The sequence below is a fragment of the uncultured Eubacterium sp. genome, from assembly GCF_945980375.1.
GTDB lineage: Bacteria > Bacillota > Clostridia > Oscillospirales > Acutalibacteraceae > Eubacterium_R.
Genome location: NZ_CAMFQO010000010.1, coordinates 1 through 23,376, shown reverse-complemented (window position 1 = coordinate 23,376; position 23,376 = coordinate 1). Strand labels below are relative to the sequence as shown.

18 protein-coding genes are annotated in these 23,376 nt (G+C 42.8%); 10 read left to right on the top strand and 8 right to left on the bottom strand.

The annotated features are described in order from the left end of the window. Positions 1 to 30: 30 nt before the first annotated feature. Together Q0P34_RS04275 and Q0P34_RS04270 are read left to right on the top strand one after the other, a co-directional pair. Complete coding sequence (locus Q0P34_RS04275; protein WP_294953368.1) at positions 31 to 714, top strand: ABC transporter ATP-binding protein; 684 nt, start codon at positions 31 to 33, stop codon at positions 712 to 714. After that, a complete protein-coding gene (locus Q0P34_RS04270) occupies positions 711 to 3,272 on the top strand; it encodes an FtsX-like permease family protein (protein ID WP_294953365.1) in 2,562 nt (853 codons plus the stop codon). Before Q0P34_RS04275 ends, Q0P34_RS04270 begins: the two co-directional genes overlap by 4 nt. A gap of 104 nt (positions 3,273 to 3,376) precedes the next feature. Here Q0P34_RS04270 and Q0P34_RS04265 read toward each other — a convergent pair whose 3' ends face one another. The 8 genes from Q0P34_RS04265 to glnA all read right to left on the bottom strand — a co-directional run bounded on the left by Q0P34_RS04265 (position 3,377) and on the right by glnA (position 13,484). After that, complete coding sequence (locus Q0P34_RS04265; RefSeq protein ID WP_294953361.1) at positions 3,377 to 3,595, bottom strand: (2Fe-2S)-binding protein; 219 nt, start codon at positions 3,593 to 3,595, stop codon at positions 3,377 to 3,379. Between the two features lie 57 nt (positions 3,596 to 3,652). Beyond that, positions 3,653 to 5,104, bottom strand: coding sequence for an amidophosphoribosyltransferase (gene purF, locus Q0P34_RS04260; protein ID WP_294953358.1), 1,452 nt, complete (start codon positions 5,102 to 5,104; stop codon positions 3,653 to 3,655). A gap of 21 nt (positions 5,105 to 5,125) precedes the next feature. Next, entirely contained in the window at positions 5,126 to 6,742 is a 1,617-nt protein-coding gene (locus Q0P34_RS04255) for a CTP synthase (RefSeq protein WP_294953425.1), read from the bottom strand. An 11-nt stretch (positions 6,743 to 6,753) separates the two neighbouring features. Further along, complete coding sequence (locus Q0P34_RS04250; protein ID WP_294953355.1) at positions 6,754 to 7,485, bottom strand: glutamate synthase; 732 nt, start codon at positions 7,483 to 7,485, stop codon at positions 6,754 to 6,756. Between the two features lie 11 nt (positions 7,486 to 7,496). After that, on the bottom strand, positions 7,497 to 8,999 hold the full coding sequence (locus tag Q0P34_RS04245; RefSeq protein ID WP_294953352.1) for a glutamate synthase-related protein: 1,503 nt from the start codon (positions 8,997 to 8,999) through the stop codon (positions 7,497 to 7,499). Further along, a complete protein-coding gene (locus Q0P34_RS04240; RefSeq protein WP_178669235.1) occupies positions 8,999 to 10,102 on the bottom strand; it encodes a glutamine amidotransferase family protein in 1,104 nt (367 codons plus the stop codon). The genes Q0P34_RS04245 and Q0P34_RS04240 overlap by 1 nt, the downstream gene beginning before the upstream one ends. A 149-nt stretch (positions 10,103 to 10,251) precedes the next feature. Then, positions 10,252 to 11,973: an ammonium transporter gene (locus tag Q0P34_RS04235; RefSeq protein ID WP_294953347.1), complete on the bottom strand. Its 1,722-nt coding sequence runs from the start codon at positions 11,971 to 11,973 to the stop codon at positions 10,252 to 10,254. 167 nt (positions 11,974 to 12,140) lie between these two features. Then, the gene (gene glnA / locus Q0P34_RS04230) at positions 12,141 to 13,484 is read right to left on the bottom strand and encodes a type I glutamate--ammonia ligase (RefSeq protein WP_294953345.1); all 1,344 of its coding nucleotides are present in this window, start codon (positions 13,482 to 13,484) and stop codon (positions 12,141 to 12,143) included. A gap of 353 nt (positions 13,485 to 13,837) precedes the next feature. On the opposite strand from glnA, the gene Q0P34_RS04225 reads away from it, so the two are divergent. The 8 genes from Q0P34_RS04225 to Q0P34_RS04190 all read left to right on the top strand — a co-directional run. After that, on the top strand, positions 13,838 to 14,266 hold the full coding sequence (locus tag Q0P34_RS04225) for an EamA family transporter (protein WP_294953342.1): 429 nt from the start codon (positions 13,838 to 13,840) through the stop codon (positions 14,264 to 14,266). Positions 14,267 to 14,408: 142 nt separating this feature from the next. Then, a complete protein-coding gene (locus tag Q0P34_RS04220; protein WP_294953340.1) occupies positions 14,409 to 16,187 on the top strand; it encodes an ABC transporter ATP-binding protein in 1,779 nt (592 codons plus the stop codon). Between the two features lie 283 nt (positions 16,188 to 16,470). Further along, positions 16,471 to 16,845, top strand: coding sequence for a hypothetical protein (locus tag Q0P34_RS04215; RefSeq protein WP_294953338.1), 375 nt, complete (start codon positions 16,471 to 16,473; stop codon positions 16,843 to 16,845). A gap of 101 nt (positions 16,846 to 16,946) precedes the next feature. Further along, on the top strand, positions 16,947 to 17,255 hold the full coding sequence (locus Q0P34_RS04210; protein ID WP_294953335.1) for a metal-sensing transcriptional repressor: 309 nt from the start codon (positions 16,947 to 16,949) through the stop codon (positions 17,253 to 17,255). Between the two features lie 21 nt (positions 17,256 to 17,276). Then, positions 17,277 to 19,796 (top strand): heavy metal translocating P-type ATPase, encoded by a 2,520-nt coding sequence (locus Q0P34_RS04205; protein ID WP_294953332.1) that lies wholly within the window; start codon positions 17,277 to 17,279, stop codon positions 19,794 to 19,796. Positions 19,797 to 19,952: 156 nt separating this feature from the next. Continuing rightward, positions 19,953 to 20,504, top strand: coding sequence for a sigma-70 family RNA polymerase sigma factor (locus Q0P34_RS04200; RefSeq protein WP_294953329.1), 552 nt, complete (start codon positions 19,953 to 19,955; stop codon positions 20,502 to 20,504). A 1-nt stretch (position 20,505) separates the two neighbouring features. Then, positions 20,506 to 22,014, top strand: a complete 1,509-nt coding sequence (locus Q0P34_RS04195; protein WP_294953326.1) for a fibronectin type III domain-containing protein — start codon at positions 20,506 to 20,508, stop codon at positions 22,012 to 22,014. A gap of 11 nt (positions 22,015 to 22,025) precedes the next feature. Beyond that, positions 22,026 to 23,376 (top strand): hypothetical protein (locus tag Q0P34_RS04190; RefSeq protein WP_366783623.1); only part of this gene is annotated, 1,351 nt, incomplete at its 3' end.

Sequence of the window (23,376 nt, the reverse complement as noted above, 5' to 3'; positions counted from 1 at the left end):
ATGCTATAAGCAACGAAGGGAGATAAATATATGAAAATTCTTGAAGTAAAAAATTTATCAAAAACTTACGGCAAGGGAGATACAATGGTTAAGGCGCTTGACAATGTATCGTTCTCGGTCGAAAAAGGCGAATTTGTTGCTATCATCGGTCCGTCAGGCTCGGGCAAATCCACACTGCTTCACATCCTGGGCGGTGTTGATGTGCCCACAAGCGGAAATGTAATAATCAACGATACCGACATTTCCACCCTTGACGAAACAGCACTTGCAATCTTTAGGCGCAGACAAATCGGCCTTGTTTATCAGTTTTACAATCTTATACCTATCCTTACGGTTGAGGAAAATCTTACACTTCCCCTTTTGTTAGACGGCAGAAAGCCTGACAAAAAGCAAATTGACGAGCTCATTAAAAAGCTTGGGCTTGAAAATAGGCTTGACCATTTGCCAAACCAGCTTTCGGGCGGTCAGCAACAAAGAGTATCAATAGGCAGAGCACTTGTTAACCACCCTGCGCTTATGCTTGCAGACGAGCCCACCGGCAACCTGGACAGTGAAAACAGCAAGGAAATTGTTGCGCTTTTAAGGCACTTTAACAAGGCGCTCAATCAAACAGTAATTATCATTACACACGACGAAAAAATTGCCCTGTCGGCTGACAGAATCATCTCTATCGAGGATGGCAAAATCACAAGGGACGAGGTGAGAATCGGGTGAATATCGTAAACAAATTAACTCTGCGTCACCTCAAGGAAAACAAGGGACGAACAGTTATCACCACTCTTGGAATATGCGTTTCGGTTGCTATGATAACCGCCGTATTTGTTGCGGTTTCGTCATTTATGAATTTGTTCGGTGACATCTGCCTGCTTGCAGACGGTCACTACCAGGCAACAATGAGCGTAAGCTTGCAGCAGCTTGAATCGCTTAAATCCGATAACAGAATAGGCAGAATCGGTATCCTTGATGAATCCGACGGTAGCTCATTTTCACTTTATAACCAATCGGGAAGAAACAGCACAGGTGACATTCTTGCGGGTGACAAAACCTGCATTAATCAAATGATTACCGGCACATACGAGGGTAAGCTTCCCGAAAACGACAACGAAATAGCAGTTGAGCAAGGCTTTATAGAAAAGAACAATCTCGATTGGAAAATAGGAGATACTGTAACACTCAACACAGGAGACAGGTACATCAACGAAAAGGACAGCACCTACCAAATAACAGGAGGCTACCAAAAGGGTGAATTCTTTGTAGGAAGCAGTCAGGAGAGCTTAGTTATTACAGCTATACTTAACGACAATCCGTCTACCTCAAATACACCCTATCCTATTCTTAGATGTATTGACTACTCAAAGCATCAGATAGAAAAAGACGCGACCGTCAAGGCTCTTGTGGAATTAAAAGAGGTAAACTACAAGTCATTAGATGAACTTCGGGAAATTGTAAAGCAGTATAAAATTGAGGAATACAATTTTGCAAAGGATTATCTTGAAACACAGTTTGCCTTTGAAGAAGGCGGAACAGTAACAACCGTAGTTTTACCTGCGGCATCAATAGTGCTTGCGATAATAATGATTGCCTCCGTTGTGCTTATATACAATGCATTTGCAATGTCGATAAGCGAAAGAGTGCGTTATTTGGGTATGCTTTCCTCCGTGGGTGCAACCAAAAAGCAAAAGCAATTTTCCGTATTCTTTGAGGGTGTAGTATTAGGCTTGGTGGGTATACCCGTCGGTATTCTTGCGGGTATAGCAGGCATAGGAATTACTCTAACATTGCTTGGTGACGACATAATCTCCACCGGAATGATTAAGGGTGCAAATGCCGACAATCTTAAAATGAACATTGTTGTTGAACCCTTGTCTATTATTGCAATAGTACTTGTAAGCATATTGACAATCTTTATTTCTTCGCTCGTTCCTGCAATTAAGGCGTCAAAGATCACACCTATCGATGCAATCAGGCAAAACAGCGAAATTAAGATAAAGGCAAAGAGGCTCAAATCATCAAAGCTCATTCGTCTTATCTTTGGGTACGAGGGCGAGCTTGCAAACAAAAATCTTAAAAGAAACGGCAGAAAAGCACGAACAATCACAGCCTCCATCGCATTGTCGGTTATTCTGTTCCTAAGCTGTAACTACTTCTGCGACGCCTTTGGCAAAAGCTTTTTAACCGAAGCCGATGTGCCTTACCAAATCTGTGTCGGAGTGGAATACGACGAACGAGAGGGACTTGCCGATGATATGAAGGACATTACCGGAGTTGACGATGTTTTCTGTGTGTCAAACGCATATTACCGAACACCGACTGCGAAGGACGAAAGTTGGGGCATTATTAACGAAAAATACCTCACCCCAACATACAAGGGATATTTTAACAGCGGCCACTCTATGAGCATATTTGCCCTTGACGACGAGGACTTTAACAAGCTATGTGACAACAACTCCATCAATGCGAAGGATTATTACAGCAGCTACAAGGTTCTTTTGATGAACAACGTAAACCACAATCAATCGGGTGCCGAGGTGTTCAGGGACAGCATTGTCGGTGTGGATATGTCGGATTTCACATACAAGGGCTTAACCGTCGGTGATTTGATTAAATACGACAAGGACTTTTATGCCTGCAATCTTGCACCGAAGAACACAATATCTATGTATATGCCTGTATCACAATATCAAAAAATGTATAATGAAGAATACAGCGACGACGAAAACAACAGCTTTATGTATATACTCGGAATCGTAACCGCTCATCACGAAAATGTATTTGAAGAGGTTGAAAAATACTTTGACGAAAGCGACTATCAAAGAACTCTTTATTACGATATGATGGAGCAGGCTCAAACCCATAAAACAATTGAAATGGTAATGCAGGTTCTTATTTACGGATTTATTGCACTTATATCCCTCATTACAATATTTAACATAATCAACACCGTTTCAACCGGTATTGCAATGAGGAAAAAGGAATTTGCAATGCTCAAATCTGTTGGCACAACTCCAAAGGGCTTTAACAAAATGATTGCTCTTGAAAGTGCATTTTACGGAATAAAGGCTTTGCTGTTCGGCCTGCCGATAAGCGCAGTAATATCCTACGCGATGAACAAGGCGATGGATATTGATTCACTGCCGTTTGAGATAAATTGGTTGCTTTATCTTATCGTAGCACTTGTTGTATTTGCAGTAATAGGACTATCAATGCTTTACTCCTTTGCAAAGCTCAGGAATGATTCGATAGTAGAAACACTTAAGCAGGAAATCAACTGATAAAAATGCTTTTATCCCCTCAGTCAACTACGGAGCCAAGATAGGCTTGAGAGCAAAAAATTAACGGGAGCACTTGGTTAAAAGTGCCCCCGTTAATTAATGTTTTACTTAAATTCTTCAATAAGCTCTTCAACTCTCGGCTCACAGCCACCGCAATGTGTTGATGCGCCTGTTGCCTGCTTAACCGCCTCAAGTGTGGTGTTGCCTGCCTCAACAGCAGCCTTGATGTCGCCTGCGGTTACACTGCCGCAAAAGCAAATCATCTCGTCCAAATCTACCATATTTTCACCTCCGTTTGATTTTTCACTAATATTATAACTCATAGTGAATGAAAAAAATATATGCTTTTATACCAATAAATCAACAAATTTTTTGTAACATTAGTCAAGCACCTGATAATATGACGAAAAGTTATTCATCTTTTCCTCAAACTTATCCTTTGGTTGCTCGGCAGGAATTTCAACAGGATAATTGCCGGTAAAGCAACCGTCGCAAAAGCTGAGGGATGATTCCTTTGCCAATTTGTGGGTTGCATCTATCGACAGATATGCAAGGCTGTCAACGCCGATAACCTTTGCAATCTCATCAACCGAATCATACTGACAGGCAATAAGATTTTCCTGACTGTCAACATCCGTACCAAAATAGCAAGGATGCTTAAACGGCGGAGATGAAACACGCATATGCACCTCGGTTGCACCTGCCTCACGCAGAAGATTTACAATTCTTGCACAGGTTGTTCCGCGTACTATCGAATCATCAATCATAATTACCCTTTTGCCCTTAATGTTTTCCTTAATAACATTAAGCTTAATTCTCACAGCATCCTCTCGCTGATTTTGGTTTGGCTGAATAAAGCTTCTGCCTATGTATTTGTTTTTGATAAAGCCTATGCCGTACGGTATACCGCTTTCGTTTGCGTAGCCGAGTGCGGCATCCAATCCGCTGTCAGGCACACCGATAACAATATCAGCATCCACGGGGCTTTCCTTTGCAAGAAAGGCGCCTGCCCTCATCCTTGCATGCTCCACCGACGCACCGTCAATAACGCTGTCCGGGCGGGCAAAATATATGTATTCAAAAACGCACAATGAGCTTTTTGCACCGCAATGAGCCTTGTTTGAATGAATGCCGTCCATATCAATGGTAACAATCTCGCCCGGCAAAACATCACGCACAAAGCTTGCACCTACTGCGTCCAACGCGCAGGATTCACTGCTGACGCACCAAGCTCCGTCATTTGTTTTACCTATGCAAAGTGGCCTAAAGCCGTTTGGATCACGAAATGCAATCATCTTTGTTGCTGTCATAACTATACAGGAATACGCACCTTTAAGGCTTGGCATTGTTTTTTCAATAGCCTCCTCGGTGCTTTTGCTGTAAAGTCTGTTTGACACAATGGCATAGGCAATGGATTCTGTATCGCTTGTACCGTGAAAGATTCCGCCGTTTAGCTCAAAGGCTTTTCTTATATCGGTTGCATTTACAAGATTTCCGTTATGAGCAAGGGCAAGATTACCCTTTATATGACGGATAACAAGAGGCTGAATGTTGTTGATGTTTTTTCCGCCTGTGGTTGAATACCTGACATGACCGATAGCCATATTGCCCATACCCAAGTGCTCAAGCTTATCCTTTGTAAAAACATCCGGCACAAGTCCGTTGCCCTTGTGATGCAAAAACACACCGTCATCGTTTACGGCAATGCCGCAGCTTTCCTGCCCCCTGTGCTGAAGAGCATAAAGTGCCAAATATACCGACTGTGCCACATAGGAGGTTTTGCTTTCGAAAATACCGAAAACACCGCATTCCTCGTGTAAACTGTTAAACATAGCTGTCCTCCCGCAATAAGCTTACCTTTTTGACCTGTTGTATTCCAATGCCGCAGTGACAAAGCCGCGGAACAACGGGTGCGGTCGGTTGGGACGTGACTTGAATTCGGGATGGAACTGACCTGCAACAAACCACGGATGCTCCGGTATTTCCACCATTTCAACAATATGATCATCAGGGCTTGTGCCTGCAAAAATCATACCGCCCTCAAGGAGCCTGTCACGGTAATCGTTATTAACCTCATATCTGTGACGGTGGCGCTCGTAAATTGTTTCCTCACCATACAGCTCATAAGCCTTTGAGCTCTTATTAAGCTTGCACGGATATTCGCCCAAGCGCAATGTTCCGCCAAGGTCTGTAATGCTTTTCTTCTCCGGCAAAATATCAATAACCGGGTAGCTTGTATCAGGATTGATTTCGGCAGAATTTGCACCGTCAAGTCCAAGCACATTTCTTGCAAACTCAATAATAGCAATCTGCATACCGAGACAAATGCCAAGATAAGGTATGCCGTGTGTTCTTGCATAATTGCACGCCAGAATCTTGCCCTCAATACCGCGAGAGCCAAAGCCTCCCGGCACAAGAATACCGTCAACATCGGCAAAGATTTCGTCAAGGTCGGCACCGTCTGCCTCAAGGCTTTCGCTGTCTATCCAATTAATATCAACCTTGCTTCGTGTTTCTATACCGCCGTGCTTCAACGCCTCATTAACCGAAATATAGCTGTCGTGAAGCTCAACGTACTTGCCAACCATTGCAATCTTAACCGTTTGCTGAGGATTACGAAGTGCGTCAAGCATACATTCCCAATCACTCAAATCCTGCTTTGGTGCTTCAATTCCAAGCTTTTTAAGTACAACCTCATCCATATGCTGCTCCTTTAGCATCATAGGAACGGCATAAAGAATGTCGCAGTTGTTGTTTTCAATAACGCAATCAACACCCACATTACAAAATAGTGATATTTTTCTTTTTATATCACTTGTTAAAGGATGCTCGGTACGGCACACAATAATATCCGGCTGAATACCGATTGAAAGCATTTCCTTAACGGAGTGTTGAGTGGGCTTTGATTTTAACTCATCGCTTGCGGCAAGATACGGCACAAGAGTTACGTGAATGAAAACACAGTTTTCTCTGCCGACATCAACGGAATACTGCCTGATTGCCTCAAGGAAGGGTTGTGACTCGATGTCGCCGATGGTTCCGCCGATTTCTACAAGACAAACATCTGCACCGCGTTCAGCATTTTTGCGAATGGTCTTTTTTATTTCATTGGTTACATGTGGAATAATTTGTATTGTCTGTCCACCGTAAACTCCCTTACGCTCGTCGGAAATAACGTTCCAATAAACTCTGCCTGATGTCAGGTTTGAATTCTGCGAAAGCGACTCGTCAATAAATCTCTCGTAATGTCCTAAATCAAGGTCGGTTTCTGCACCGTCGTCTGTTACAAAAACCTCGCCGTGTTGAACCGGATTCATGGTACCCGGATCAACATTAAGATACGGATCAAGCTTTTGTGCAGTTACCTTTAAGCCTCTTGCCTTCAGCAATCTGCCAAGTGATGCAGCGGTTATACCCTTGCCCAAGCCGGATACAACACCGCCGGTTACAAATACGTATTTTGTCATAATTTCCCTCTCCTTTAATTTGGCGTGTACAGGTTTGCATAAGGTCTTGATGTTGCGGGAACAAGCTTTTTGAACGGCTTTGACATAACACTGTCATAGCTTACATCAAAATACTTGCAATACCTTTTTACATAAGCCTTAAGCTCCCTTTCGTCCTCATCGTTTAGCTTTTCAACCTTAATGTTATCGCTTAAATTTTCCTTTGGAAATGCACCGCGAACAAATATTTTGCCGCCATGCATACCGCTTGCACAGTGAGAGCCGAACAGCTTTTCACCACGCTTCATATTCAACCCCAAAAGAACGATGGTGCCGCCTGCCATATATTCACCGAGAAACGAGCCTGCATTTTGACCGATAACCAAAACAGGTCGCATTTCTCTGAATTCCTTCATATGAATACCGCCACGGCAGGCAACATTATCCTTGATGTAAATCTGACCGTCTCGCATACCGTAGCCCATAGCGTCTCCGCAATGACCGTAAACAACGATCTCTCCGCCGTTCATTGTATTGCCCACGGCATCCTGACAATTGCCGTAAACGACAACCCTGCCGCCGTTAAGATAGCAAGCCATATCATTACCCGGAGTTCCGTGCACCTCAATTGTCTTGCCTGCATCAAGTGCACAGCCTATATATCGCTGACCGTTAACATCCTTAACAGTGCATTTGTTGCTCTTTTTGAGGGCAGTCTTGATTTCGTCATTTACTTCCTCATATCGTCTAAGTCCTGCTTCAATCATAATCTAACCCCCTATTCGCCTGCATGCTTAATGCCGAGAATTTCAAGCTCCTTTTCGGTAAGACCTATGCCACGAAGCATAAGCCTGTTGCCGCGAAGCGAGTCGATTGAGTTAATACCCATACCGCCCATGATTTCCTTGATTTCGTGATTCCAAGCATTAATAAGATTTTCTACTCGTTGGTGGGCAATCTCCGGATTTAATCTTTTTGTCAAATCCGGTCTTTGAGTTGCAATGCCCCAATTACATTTACCTGTATTACAGGTTTGACACATATGGCAGCCGATAGCAATCAGCGGTGCCGATGCAACATAGCAGGCATCTGCACCGAGTGCAATAGCCTTAACTATATCGCTTGAGCAACGGAATGAGCCTGCCGCAACAAGAGAAACCGTTGAACGAATACCCTCATCACGAAGCCTTTGATCAGCTGCTGCAAGTGCCAATTCAATAGGAATACCCACATTGTCACGAATACGTGTAGGTGCGGCACCCGTACCGCCTCTGAAGCCGTCAATAACCACAATGTCGGCACCTGCACGTGCACAGCCGGAAGCGATAGCGGCAACATTATGCACAGCCGCAATTTTAACCGACACGGGCTTTTTGCCGTCGGTTGCCTGCTTTAAGCTCCAAATGAGCTGACGCAAATCCTCAATAGAATAAATGTCGTGGTGCGGTGCAGGAGAAATAGCATCCGAGCCCTCCGGAATCATACGGGCATTTGATACCTCAACATTTACTTTTTCGCCCGGCAGGTGACCGCCGATACCCGGCTTTGCACCCTGACCTATTTTAATTTCTATAAATCTTGAATTATTAAGATAGCCCTTGTGAACGCCAAATCTACCCGATGCAACCTGAACAACCGCATAGTCGCCGTAATCGTTAAGGTCGGGATGCAAGCCGCCCTCACCCGTGTTAAACAGTGTGCCGAGATTTTTGGCAGCCATGGCAAGCGACTTTTGGGCATTAAGGCTGATTGAGCCAAAGCTCATTGCAGAAAACATAATAGGTGTTTCTATCATAACCTGAGGAGGCATTTTTGTAACGGATTTACCTCTTTTTTCAACCTCTAATCTGTCAGGCTTACGACCCAAAATTGTTCTGATTTCCATAGGCTCACGCAACGGATCAATGGATGGGTTTGTTACCTGTGATGCGTTAAGCAAAATCTTATCCCAATAAATAGGGTACGGCTTTGGATTACCCATAGCAGAAAGCAGAGTTGAGCCTGTATTTGCCTGACGGCAAATCTCCTGCTGATAGCTTGCAGTCCAGTTTGCATTGTCACGATAATCGCAAACATACTTTTCAATTCGCAGTGCTCCTGTCGGGCAGAGGTCAACACATCTGTGACAGGCAACGCATTCGGTTGAATTTGCCAAAACGGTTTTGCCGTCATCTGCAAAATAATGACACTCATTTGCACACTGACGCACGCAACAACCGCAATTAATGCACAAATCCTTATCACGAACTACGGTAAACCTTCTCGGAATGTAGTTTATCATTAGTAATCAACCTCCTCTTCATCAATTTCAAGAGGAATGAAAACAGGCTCTGCGCCGCTTACCGACCAAACCTTTTCGGGATTTGGACAAATAATTCTTATAGCCGATTCCTCACTTGCAAAGTATGCTCTGTCACCCTTTGTTGCCGCAGTTAACGAACGAAGCTTGAGTCTATCGTTAATAGCAAGCAGGCCCTTGTTTGAGCCGAGAATAACAGAAAACGGACCGTTAACCAAGGCTCCGCTGTAAATTGAGCGAAGATTGGTAAAGTATTCCTTTCTCTCGTCATCCATTCGGTCAATCTCATCCCATTCGGGTGCCGTCAAAACATCAGCGGCAACCTCAATAGGAAGATTGTGGTGACGAAGCAAATGGTCAAACAAATATGTGATAACCTCTGTATCTGTTTGCATTGTACAAATATATCCGAACTGCTCGATATATCTTCTGTTTGCATCGTAAGAGGAAATTTCTCCGTTATGTACTATTGACCAATCAAGAATGTTGAACGGGTGAGAGCCTCCCCACCAGCCCGGAGTGTTGGTTGGAAATCTTCCGTGTGCTGTCCAAAGATATGCATCATATTGGTCAAGCATATAAAACTCGCCTACATCCTCGGGATAACCGACAGCCTTAAAGCATCCCATATTTTTACCGCTTGAAAAGATGTATGCACCGTCGACGGAATTGTTTACCTTTGTTACGCACTGTGCAACATACTCAAGCTCATCAAGGCGAGCACTTTTCATTCTTACTCTGTTTGCCTTGCCGAAATAACGCCAAATGTCAGGTCCGTTTTCAATGCTTGGAACCTGACGGGTTGGTATTTTTTCTGCGACATCGATATTAAAATGCTTAAACAAAAACTCCTCGCAGGATTTTTTTGCCTGCGCATTATCATAAAACACGTGAATAGCATATTCATCCTTATGTTCAGGATAAATACCGTAGGCGGCGAATCCACCGCCGAGACCGTTTGACCTGTCGTGCATAAGTGCAATGGATTTAATGATTTCAGAGCCGTTGATTTTATTGCCCTTTCTGTCAATAATCGCCGCAATCGCACAGCCCGACGGGATTCTGATTTGTCCCTCTCTTAACATAACCTCTCTCCTTTATTTTTATAAAATTGAACAAGGCTCCCTTGTACAAAGGGAGCTATTGAGCATAAGGTAATGTGCAGGATTTCAAAGCCCGCACGTTGCCAAAGCAACCCGCCTCCCATAATATACGGGAGGCATTTTTATTGTTTTTATTCGTCGTCAACGCCCTGAAGTGCGTCATATCCATGCTCGCCTGTACGAACCTTAACAACGTCATCAACATCGTATACAAAGATTTTACCGTCACCGATATTACCTGTGTAAAGCACAGCTCGCGCTGCCTCAATAACCTTTTTAACAGGAACTGCCGATACAACCATTTCAAGCTTCATCTTTGGATGGAGGCTCATTTCCTCAATCTCTACACCACGGTATTTTCTGATGTGTCCCTTTTGCACACCGCAGCCCATAACATTTGTGGCTGTCATACCGGTTACACCGATTTCGTTCATGGCCTCCTTAAGCTCCTCAAACTTTGACGGATTGAATATCATAACAACCTTTGAAAGAACAGCGTCTGTCTTGGTTGTAAATGTTTCAACAGGTACAGCCTTTTCAACCGACTGTGCAGGAGCATATGTGTTGCTTGATGCAATAAGAACATTTGCAGGAACAAAGTCTGCATATGCGGACGGCAGATTGTGCTCTGTTGCGTCAAGTCCCTTGATTTCTTCCTCGGCAGAAACTCGAAGACCGTTTGTCTTTTTGATGATTGCAAATACAACAACCATAGTAACAACAGTCCAAGCTGCAACCGAGGCAAAGCCTACAAATTGAATACCTAACTGCTTAAAGCCACCGCCGTAGAACAAGCCCTTACCTACGCCGTCGTAGCCTGTTGAGAAAAGGCCGACTGCAAGAGTACCCCAAATACCGTTTGCCATATGAACACCAACCGCGCCGACAGGGTCATCAATGTGCAGCTTTTTGTCAAGAAGCTCAACAACCACTACAACAAGAATACCCGAAACGGCACCGATTATAATTGAACCGAGTGCGTTTACACAATCGCACGGAGCGGTAATTGCAACCAAGCCTGCAAGGGATGCGTTAAGTGACATTGACACATCCGGCTTGCCGTCCTTAATCCAAGTGAATATCATTGTTACACAGGTAGCAACTGCCGGTGCAAGAGTTGTTGTTAAAAAGATTGACGCCAATGTGTCAATATCCTTTGCTGCTGCACCGTTGAAGCCGTACCAGCCAAACCAAAGGATGAACACACCGAGAGCACCGAGAGTTAATGAGTGACCCGGTATAGCCTTTGCCTTTTTCTTGCCGGTCTTCTTATCAACAACATACTTGCCGATACGAGGGCCAAGAAACATTGCACCGATAAGAGCAGCGATACCGCCAACCATATGAATAGCCGTTGAGCCTGCGTAATCGTGGAAGCCCATTTGTGCAAGCCAACCGTCAGGATTCCAAATCCAGCCTGCCTCAATAGGATAAACGACTGCTGAAATTACCGCTGAATAAATGCAGTACGAGCTGAACTTTGTTCTCTCTGCCATAGCGCCTGAAACGATAGTTGCCGCTGTTGCACAGAAAACAAGGTTAAATACAAAATTTGACCAGTCACCGCTTGAGCCCGAATAATTTGTTAACAGGCCAAGGTTCGGTAAACCAAAAAGTCCGGCAATATAATCTTTGCTGAACATTAAGCTATAGCCTATAAGTATAAACATTACAGAGCCGATGCAGAAATCCATAAGGTTTTTCATAATAATGTTTCCTGCGTTTTTTGCCCTTGTAAAACCACTTTCAACCATAGCAAAGCCACATTGCATAAAGAATACCAGGGCAGCGCCGATTAAAAACCAGACTCCAAAAACATTTTCGCTGATTGCTTCTAATATTGAATCATTCATATTAAGTTTCTCCTATAGTTTATCAGTTTGTTATCAAATAAAATGCAATGGCACGAAAGCCGCAATGTGCCGTTACATCATATGTTTTTTATTCATCAGCATCCCTGAGGCAAAAGCCTCAAAGACGCTGACTTTTAAGTTGACAATTGTCAACCAGAGAGGGTTAATTAATAGTTAATCATATACTGATCAATTTCCCACTTTGAAACGGATGTCTTGTAGCTGTCCCACTCTTCCTTCTTACCTGTAATGTAATTGTTAAATACATGGTCACCGAGTGTTTCTTTGATGAACGGATCAGCCTCGGCAGCCGCAATAGCCTCGGCAAGTGAACCCGGAAGACACTCAATACCGTTTTTCTTCAATTCCTCATCGCTCAAAGCGAATACATTTTCATCATAAGCAGGTGCAGGCTTCAAGCCCTTCTTGATTCCGTCAAGTCCTGCTGCAAGGCAAAGTGCCATTTCAAGATATGGATTGCAGGTTGGATCAGGACAACGAAGCTCAACTCTTGTTCCCTTGCCGCGAGATGCAGGAATACGAACAAGACAGCTTCTGTTTGATGTTGACCATACAAGATACGACGGAGCCTCATAGCCCGGAACCAATCTCTTGTAGCTGTTAACAGTTGGGTTAGAAATTGCCGCAATACCCTTAATGTGAGCCATAATACCTGCAATAAAGCTGTATGCAGTATCGCTGAGTCCTAACTCACCGTTTGGATCGTCAAATACATTTTCGCCTGTCTTAAGGTCATAAAGTGACATATTGGTGTGCATACCGGAGCCGTTGATTCCCTCAATAGGCTTAGCCATAAATGTTGCGTGCAGACCGTGCTTTGTTGCATATGTTTTTACAACATGCTTAAAGGTCATAACTCTGTCAGCTGTTGTCATAACGTCACCGAATTGGAAATCAATCTCGTGCTGTCCCTCGGCAACCTCGTGGTGAGAAGCCTCAATGGTGTAGCCCATATCCTCAAGTGCAAGGCAAATATCTCTACGACAGCTTGAGCCTGTATCAATTGGGTTAAGGTCAAAGTAGCCTGCCTTGTCGTTGGTTTCAAGTGTAGGGGTACCGTCCTCGTTTGTATTAAAGAGGAAGAACTCACATTCAGGACCTACATTAAAGCCGTATCCCATTTCGGCAGCCTGATTGATAACCTTCTGCAAAACATTTCTTGGGTCACCCTCAAACGGAGTAACATTATCTGCCTTGTAAACAGAGCAAATCAAGCGACCTGTTTTCACTTCAAGATGCTTGCCCCAAGGATAGATTACCCAGCTGTCAAAATCAGGATGCAGGTACATATCGGATTCATCAATTCTTACAAAGCCGTCGATAGATGAGCCGTCAAACATACAGTCGTTATCAAGTGCCTTTTCGAGCTGTGAAAGAGTAATGGCAACATTTTTCATAATACCGAAAAGATCGGTAAACTGAAGTCTGATGAATTCAACATTGTTTTCCTTTGCGTCCTTTAAGATTTGTTCCTTTGTGTACTTACTCATATAATACACTCCTCCTAAAATATTTATTTATAAGCCGTACAACACCGCAAATGGCTTATAAAATGAGAAGGGGGCGCTCCACCCATTGTGGAACGCCCTCGTTCTTTATGTTCCCATAATACTCCTGTATTTTTTATTTGTCAACAGTTTTTTATATTCAATATTTTTTATCAATTTTGATATATCATTAAAATTGTTTATGCACCTAAATGCTATGCCGAGAGCCTATAATATGTATTAATTTATATATATTGACTAATCAATATTATTCCTGTAAAATGTTAGAAATGATAGCTTTGTTCACAGGCAAGAAAGGCAAGCATCAACTTTAAGGCAATATAACGGAGGACAAAATGATAAACTATATATGGCCGATAGCACTTGTGGTTTTTTCAAATGTTATGTACCAAATCTGTGCAAAATCGGTACCCGGCAACCTTAACCCATTTGCATCGCTTTCAATAACATACTTGGTTGGGGCGGTAATATCTGTAATACTGTTCTTTGTATTCAACAAAGGCGGCAACCTTTTTCAAGAGTATTCAAAATTGAATTGGGCATCATTTGCATTTGGATTTGTAATAATAGGCTTGGAGGTCGGTTGGCTGTATGCGTACAGAGCAGGCTGGCAGGTCAGCACGGCAGCAATAGTGCAAAGTGCATTTTTGGCAGTTGCACTGATATTCGTAGGCTACCTGATTTTTAAGGAAGCAATCACCTGGAACAAGGTTGTAGGCATCGTAATATGCCTTGTCGGCCTTGTCTTCATAAACTACAAATAAAAATACAAAAGAGAAAGAATCTCGAAAAGGATTCTTTCTCTTTTTTACACCCTTACATTAGGGTAACGGTAAAAATCCGTTGAAATTCCACCTAACATATGATAGAGTAAAGGCATAGTGCTTATCGCAGGGAGGGGAGATTATGGACATTAACGAAAGCGAAAAGCAATACGAGGGTTATTTTAAGGCAGGCAAAAACAATGCCTTCAAAACGCTTTGTGCAATTTACAAGGGAAGCAGTATGAAGATTTTGCTTTCTTCAATTTGCTTTGCAATCAAGCACTCACCTGTTTGGTTGCTTCCTATTATTACTGCAAATCTAATAAATTTTGCTGCGTCGTCAACTCCGCAGGACAAAACAAAAATTGTGATAAATGCAGTCGCGTTCGGAGTACTGCTTATAATCAACGTACCCCTAAACTACCTGCACGTTCACTTTTATTCATCGGCAATACGAAATGCAGAGGCAGGACTCAGGCTTGCTCTCGTTTCAAAAATCCAACAGCTTTCCATTCGCTATCATAAAAGCACGGAAAACGGCAGACTTCAGGCAAAGCTGATGCGTGACGTTGAACAGTTCCAAATGCTTTCGGAGCAGCTGTTTGTAAATCTGTTGATGTTTGTGCTGACGATAATTGTTACCATTTCCGTAACACTGTCAAAAAGCCTTATCGTTTTTGGATTTTTCCTTATTTCAATACCTGTCGCAGTCGTTGTAACGCTGTTGTTTAGGAATAAGATACGACTGAAAAACAAGCTTTTCAGAAGCGAGATGGAAACCGCCGGAGCCAAAATGATTGAAATGGTAGAGCTTGTTCCCGTTTCAAGAGCTCACTCGCTTGAAAATTGGGAGCTTGGCAGAATGGAAAAGCAAATCAACAACGTTAAGAAAAAGGGCTATTCGCTTGACACCTTTCAGGCTCTGTTCGGGTCTGTGTCGTGGCTGACGTTTCAACTGCTTCAGCTTAGCTGTCTTGTTTTCACCGCATTTCTTGCCTTCAAAAAGAAAATTCCGGTGGGCGATGTTGTGCTTTACCAAAGCTATTTTTCCGCAATCGTCGGAAACATCACGGCGCTTATTACTCTTATGCCGATAATTTCCAAAGGAATGGAGTCGCTTTCATCCATTGGCGAGCTTCTGCTTGAAAACGATGTGGAAAACAACGAAGGAAAGTACAAAATGAAGGAGCTTCGCGGAGAATACTGCTTTGAAAACGTGTGCTTTCACTATGATGACGACAAGCAAAAGGATGTGCTTAAAGGCTTTAGCCTTAACGTTCCTGCCGGAGAAACAATTGCCCTCGTCGGCGAAAGCGGTGCAGGAAAGTCCACAATACTTAACCTTGTTATAGGTTTTGATTTACCGATCAGCGGTGTGCTGAAAATAGACGGCCACAGCATTAACGACATTGATTTGAGAACATATCGTTCGCACATTGCGGTTGTTCCTCAAAACCCGATAATCTTTAACGGAACAATAAGAGAAAACATCACCTACGGCTTGGCAAACGTAAGCCAAGAGGAAATTGACAAGGTGGTAAAGGCGTCGTTGCTTGAGGATTTAATCAGCGAGCTCGACGGCGGACTTGATGCTAAGCTGACCGAACACGGCTCAAATTTAAGCGGTGGACAAAGGCAAAGAATTTCAATAGCAAGAGCACTTATCAGGAATCCGCAGGTAATTGTTCTTGACGAGGCAACCTCGGCACTCGACTCGGTTTCCGAAAAGAAAATAAAGGAAGCTCTTGATAATCTTACAAAAAACAGAACAACATTTGTTGTTGCACACAGGCTTTCAACCATCCAAAACGCAGACCGCATTGCCGTAATAAAGGACGGCGGCTGTGCAGAAATAGGAACCTACGACGAGCTTATGGCAAAAAAGGGCGAATTCTATCAATTCAAAATGCTTCAGGCTTAATAAAAAATCAAAAGAGAAAGAATCTCGAAAAGGATTCTTTCTCTTTTTTACACCCTTACATTAGGCTAACGGCATTAAATTCTTTAACCCTAATTTTGAGGGAAACAAAAAGGAAGCGCTTGAATAATAAGGAAATTAACGAACAGTACTTTAAGGAATACAACCAAAAATCGACAAGCAAAATAATTGCTCCAAAGGGAATTAATTATTGCCTGTCGGTAAAACAATAACACATTTTTGAGCAAGTCGGTTTATTTGAATAAAAAATGTAAACACTACCGTTATGAATACTTTTTTGATGTACACAACGGTTTTTTTGCTCGGCGGAGATATTTACTGCCTTATTGAACTGCTGTACAGGTCAAGGACTCATTACAGTATGTTTTTTTGTGCAGGTCTTGCCATGCTTTTTCTGTTTGTAATATACAGAGAAAACAGAGAGGTTTCTCCCCTGCTTTTTGCTTTGGCAGCGGCAATAATTATAACTCTGCTTGAATTTGTTTTCGGCATTATATTCAACATTTTTTTAGGTATGAATGTATGGGATTACAGCAACGTTCCTCTCAACATTATGGGGCAGATTTGCCTACCGTTTTCGCTGATTTGGTTTGCTTTCGGACTTGTTATCTACTTCATATTCCGCATACTGCCTTTGTAAAGAAAAGCTGAAATGCCAAAGCAAATTCCTTCACGCTTGACATATACCCTATAAGGGTATATAATAGCAATACCCCACAGGGGTATGAAAGGAATGGTGTTATGGATGATATGAAAAAATGCGCTTGCTGTGAAAAAACAACAGAGCGTTCCGATGAAGAAAGAAAAAAGCTAATCCACCGCCTGAACCGAATTGAAGGACAAATTCGCGGTATTCGCAAAATGGTGGAAAAAGACGCTTACTGTGCAGATATTTTGGTACAGTCGGCTGCCGTGAACGCTGCTGTTAATGCTTTTAACAAGGAGCTGTTGGCAAGTCACATCAGAGGCTGTGTTGCAAGAGATATTCGCAACGGCAATGATGATGTAATTGACGAGTTAGTAGTGACCTTACAAAAGCTCATGAAATAAAGGAAGTGTTACTGTTTAATTATGGAACAATATACTGTAAACGGTATGAGCTGTGCCGCCTGCACTGCTCGGGTAGAAAAGGCGGTATCGGGTGTTAAGGGTGTAACCTCCTGCTCGGTCAGCCTATTAACCAATTCAATGAGCATAGAGGGTACTGCCGATTCAAAGGAAATCATAGAGGCGGTACATAACGCAGGATACACGGCAAGTCTAAAAAAAGAAAACAGCAAACAAAATTCACAATCATATTCCAATGAAGATGCGTTAAAGGACAGAGAAACTCCCGTGCTCAAAAAAAGGCTGATTGCATCTCTTGGCTTTTTGATTGTTCTTATGTATGTTTCGATGGGGCATATGATGTGGGGATGGCCTTTGCCGTCTTTCTTTGAAAATAATCATATTGCAATGGGACTTTTGCAGCTATTGCTGACGGTTGCAATTATGGTTATCAATCAAAAATTTTTCATCAGCGGATTTAAGAGCTTGTGGCACCGTGCACCGAATATGGACACATTGGTTGCATTGGGTGCTACGGCTGCCTTTGGTTACAGCACCTTTGCTCTGTTTGCTATGACAGATGCACAGGTTAAAGGCAATGCAGATGCGGTAATGTCATATATGCACGAATTTTACTTTGAATCCGCCGCTATGATACTTGCACTGATAACCCTTGGAAAAATGCTTGAGGCTCGCTCAAAGGGCAAAACAACCGATGCTCTTAAAGGCCTGATGAGGCTTGCTCCAAAGACTGCAACCGTCTATCGTGACGGCACTGAAATAATTATTCCGATTGAACAGGTTGCAAAGGGTGATGCTTTTGTTGTTCGTCCGGGTGAAAGCATCCCTGTGGACGGAATAATTTTAGATGGAAACAGCGCAGCAGATGAATCCTCTCTTACAGGTGAAAGCATTCCGGTGGACAAAACGGTTGGAAGCACAGTTTCTGCAGGTACAATTAACCAATCGGGATTTATACGATGCGAAGCCACAAGAGTCGGTGAGGACACTACACTTTCGCAAATTATTCAAATGGTCAGCGACGCGGCTGCAACAAAGGCACCTATTGCAAAGGTTGCAGACAGGGTGTCGGGTGTGTTTGTCCCTACCGTTATTGTTATTGCAGTGATAACGGTTATAGCATGGCTTATTGCCGGTCAGACAGTAGGCTTTGCTTTGGCAAGGGGTATATCAGTGTTAGTAATCAGTTGTCCCTGTGCACTTGGGCTCGCCACTCCTGTTGCAATTATGGTAGGCAACGGAATGGGTGCGAAAAACGGTATTTTGTTCAAAACCGCAGTATCCTTGGAAAAAACAGGTAAAACGCGAATTGTCGCCCTTGACAAAACAGGAACGATAACCAAAGGTGAGCCAACGGTAACAGATATGATTCCCGTAGGCATAAGTGAAAAAGAGCTTTTGTCTGTTGCCTACGCGTTGGAGAAAAAAAGCGAACATCCGCTTGCACGAGCAATCAATCAAAGGGCCGAGCAGGAAGGCTTGACAGTCGGCGATGCAGAGCAGTTCAAGGCTTTGTCGGGCAACGGACTTACCGCAAATCTTAACGGTGATGCCCTACTTGGCGGAAGCTATAAATTTATCAGCGAGCAAATTTCCGTTCCGAGTGAAATGAAAGAAAAATCAGAGCGACTTTCCGAAGAGGGAAAAACACCGTTGTTCTTTGCCCGAAACGGTGAGCTTTGCGGTATCATCGCAGTTGCAGATACTATCAAGGATGACAGCCCGCAGGCAATAAAGGAAATGCAGAATATGGGCATCTATGTTGCAATGCTGACAGGTGATAACGAGCGCACTGCAAAAGCAATCGGAGCAAAAGCAGGTGTTGATGAAGTGATTGCAGGCGTGCTCCCCGACGGCAAGGAAAACGTAATTCGCGAGCTACAGAAAAAAGGAAATGTTGTTATGGTGGGTGACGGAATAAACGACGCTCCGGCACTCACAAGGGCAGATGTGGGAATTGCTATCGGTGCAGGAGCAGATGTTGCTGTTGATGCGGCAGATGTAGTGCTGATGAAAAGCCGTTTATCCGATGTCCCTGCGGCAATTCGCCTGAGCCGTGCAACGCTGCGAAACATTCACGAAAATCTCTTTTGGGCATTCATTTATAACATTATCGGTATACCCTTGGCGGCAGGTGTATTTATCAATATACTTGGCTGGAGGCTTAATCCGATGTTTGCTGCGGCGGCAATGAGCCTGTCAAGCTTTTGCGTAGTCACTAATGCACTGCGCTTAAATCTGTTTAAGATGTATGATTCAAAACAAAATCACAAAATCAAAAATACATTAAAAACTACAACCGAAAAGGAGACAAAAACTATGGAAAAGACATTAAAAATTGAAGGTATGATGTGCGGACACTGCGAGATGCACGTAAAGAAGGCACTTGAGGCACTTGACGGAGTGACAAATGCCGAGGTCAGCCATAAGGCAGGAACAGCCGTTGTGACAATGGAAAAGGAAATAACAAACGATGCTTTGAAGCAGGCTGTTGAAGACCAAGGCTACAAGGTAATAGGCTAAAATGGTAACAGGCAGACACTAAATGTGTCTGCCTCATTTTTTGTTTTGATAAGGCGGAAATTATGGTATAATGAAAAAAATTATGTTATATTGAAGGATTTTGCGGACTAATTAGTGAGGGGTTGTAATAAACCGTTTTTGAAAGGAGGAATGCTCATGGGAAAAGCCTATGCCGACGAACAGCTTGAAGAAGCCTTTACCTTGTACAGTAAATCATTGGAAAGGTTTTGTTATACTCGGTTGGGAGAAGCAAGCGAATACTCAAGCGATTGTGTACAGGATACATACTGCTTGTTTTACAGCAAGCTGCTTGACGGTGAAAAATTTCAAAATCCCAGAGCGTTTCTTTACAAAACCGCAAATAATATGGTGCTCAAGGCAAAGGAAAAATACTTCAAAAACGCAAGACGCACCAAAAATCTTGAAGAAGCAGAGGGTATTTCCTTTTGTATTGAAGACGAATACGAGCAAAGACAGGATGACAGCATTGATATTGAAAAGGCACATCAAATCCTTATTGCAAAGCTGACCGATTCCGAAATTGAGCTATATCAAATGAAATATATAGAGCAAAAATCCCTAAAGGAAATAGGCTCAATATTGGATATACCGCCGTCAGCGGTTGCTATGAGAACATCAAGATTAAGGGCAAAAATCAAGGAACTGATAACCCCTACATTAAATGAAATCAGGGGAGGAGGCATATAGCATGGAGCTTGTAACAAACAGCAAGGCACTGCTTTTAGTGCTTAATGATAAAATCAACAATGCACAGCTTATTGATTATTTGAACGAGGTTATTGACGAGGAATTAAACAAGGAAGAGCCGGATTGCAATTTGATAGATGATTGTGTCAATGCATTATACGAGCTTGAGGACAGCGATGATATATCGTCTGCACCTCATTTGGCACTGACAAGCGAAAGCATAAGAAAAATGGTTAGCCCTCAAAGAATTTCCTGGAGTAATCTTAACCGTTCGCTAAGGATTGCAATAATTGCTGCAATAATTGCAACAGGCACTTTAACCGTTAATGCCGCTGTCGGAGAGATAACCGGAAAATCAATAGTTCAAAATGTCAGCTCGGTATTGTTTGAAAACAAAAGCAATGCTGAAGATGAAGGCAAAAACGAAACATCTGCCTTGAAAAATGATAAAAAGGAAGCAACAACCAACACTGAATCAACAAAGGAGCAAAATGAGGCAGTATTGGTTGAATCAACAAATGAGGCTGCCAACGAGGCAAACGGATATGTTGTAAAAATGGAAGTCACGCACCCAAATGATTTTTCCTCAGGCAAAAAATCTTACAGTAAAAAAGGCAATTCCTTTAATCATATAAGCTACAAATACTTGGTGGAAAGCCCAAGCGAGCTTGCACAAAACTTCAACGAAAAAGAATATATGCAGGATTATTACCCGATAAACATCTGCTACGAAAATGACGAAAAGGAGCATACGTTTGGCGAATGGCAAATAACCAAAAAGGCCACCTGCGGTGTTTTGGGCGAAAAGGTAAGGACCTGCAATGTCTGCGGTTGGAAGCAAACCTGCCCTATCAAAGCAACCGGCAAGCACAGCTTTGAGTACGATGCGGCATACGGTAGCCCTACCGAGGGAAAGGATTCGCTTGTAAGGGCGAGATGTGTTAACTGCTCTGTTGAAGCACAAGCAACACTTCCTGCCCCCAAATACATTGTGCTCGACACAGAGACTGTATACTACAACGGCAACAAAACCGCCAAGCCAAAGATTATTGCAGTGCTTGACAGAAACGGATACGAAATCCCCAAAAAATACTACAAAGCGGAATATGACCGAGATTTGTCTTGTTCAAAAAACAATTATGTAAGCGCTTCATTTGACAATACAGATTTATATTCGGGTTACCTTGTAGCAAGATATACTCTTTTACCTCCCGATATTGATATTTCGTCAATATCGGCAAGCTACGGCACGGTTACCGTAAAATTGAAAAAACCAAGCTTTGCGACTGAGGATTTTATACAAAAATATGAAATTCAATATTCTGCATCAAAAAGCTTCAAGAACAGCAAATCGGTAACTGCGAGCGGTGTAAATTCAACAACAGCTTCACTTTTGGGATTGTCCCCCGGAAAGACCTACTACATCAGAGCAAGAGCATCCTACACGTGGAACAAATCTACACGGCTAAACGGAAGATGGTCGCCGACATACTCAATCAAAATAAACTAAGGAGAAGGACTATGAAAAAAACAATCAGCATTTTACTTTCAATAATTATTGCTTTTTCTTCCCTAAGCGTTGGCTTTGCTGCGTATGCAGAAGAATGTGAGCATAGCTATTTTACTGTAAAAACAGTTGCTCCCACCTGTGCAAACGACGGCTACACTCAAAGGACGTGTAAAAAATGCAACCACACAATTCACACAGATATTACTCCTGCAACAGGAGCACATAATTACATAAACGGAATATGCAAAAATTGCTCTGCAAAGGATGAAAACTACAAAATTGAGCCGACGCAGGCGTCATTAGATGAAACAGTAACGCTGTCAACAACCAAGGCGGGAGAATATGTTTACGCTTCATTTGTGCCCGACGAGGACGGATATTATGACGTACGTGGAATAAATGCAACAATTTATATGTGCGAAATAACGGACACCGTTACAAATAAAAATCTGGCATATAATATTTATTTCAACAGCGAAAGCTATTCTACTGCACTGCTGACAAAAGGCACAGAATATTTGATAAAGGTGTGTTTTGGTAACGGTAATGCAATAGGTGATATTTCGTTTGTTATAAAAAATCATTTGCACAATTTTAATCTGACAAAGGGCACAAGCACCTGCTCAAAGGAATCAACCAACACTTATCGTTGCTCGGGCTGTGGCTACAATTATACCGATACAAATCCCATAGACCCAAACAAGCACTATCTGTCGTTTGAGGGCGGACCTGTTTGCAAATGGTGCAACAACACGACAACTGTAAAGCAAGCTGTGGAAAACGAGGAAAACGTGCTCCCCGCTACAAGCAGCGATACATACATTTACTATTCCTTTGTGCCCGAAAGCGACGGACAGTATGCTGTGTTTACAACATGCGGCTCTTCAATCTTTTTGCCGTATATTATGGACGAAGACCATAATGTTTTGAACGACAGATTGTATCAGCAAAAAAAGGGCTATAGCGGTCACCCGAGCCATTTTTCTGCCGGAATAGTATATGACAAATTTGAAGCAGGGAAAACATATTACATCGGTATTTATTGCAAGGATAAAATTGCCGATGAGCAAAACACCTTTACTATCAAAAAGCACGAGCACGACATATATCTCGACTCAAATGTAGCCGAAACCTGCAATAGGGAGGGCTACAAGATATACAAATGCTCCACCTGTGAATACACCGAAAAAACAGATATTGTGCCCCCAACAAACAACCACGATTATCTAAACGGCAAATGCAGAATTTGCTCAATGAAAAATCCGGATGAAATCAAATCAGCCACCTTCACCCCCGAGCAATCTGCAACCCTAACCTCAAAGTATCAAAATGAGGAGCTGATATTCAACTTTACCGCTGACG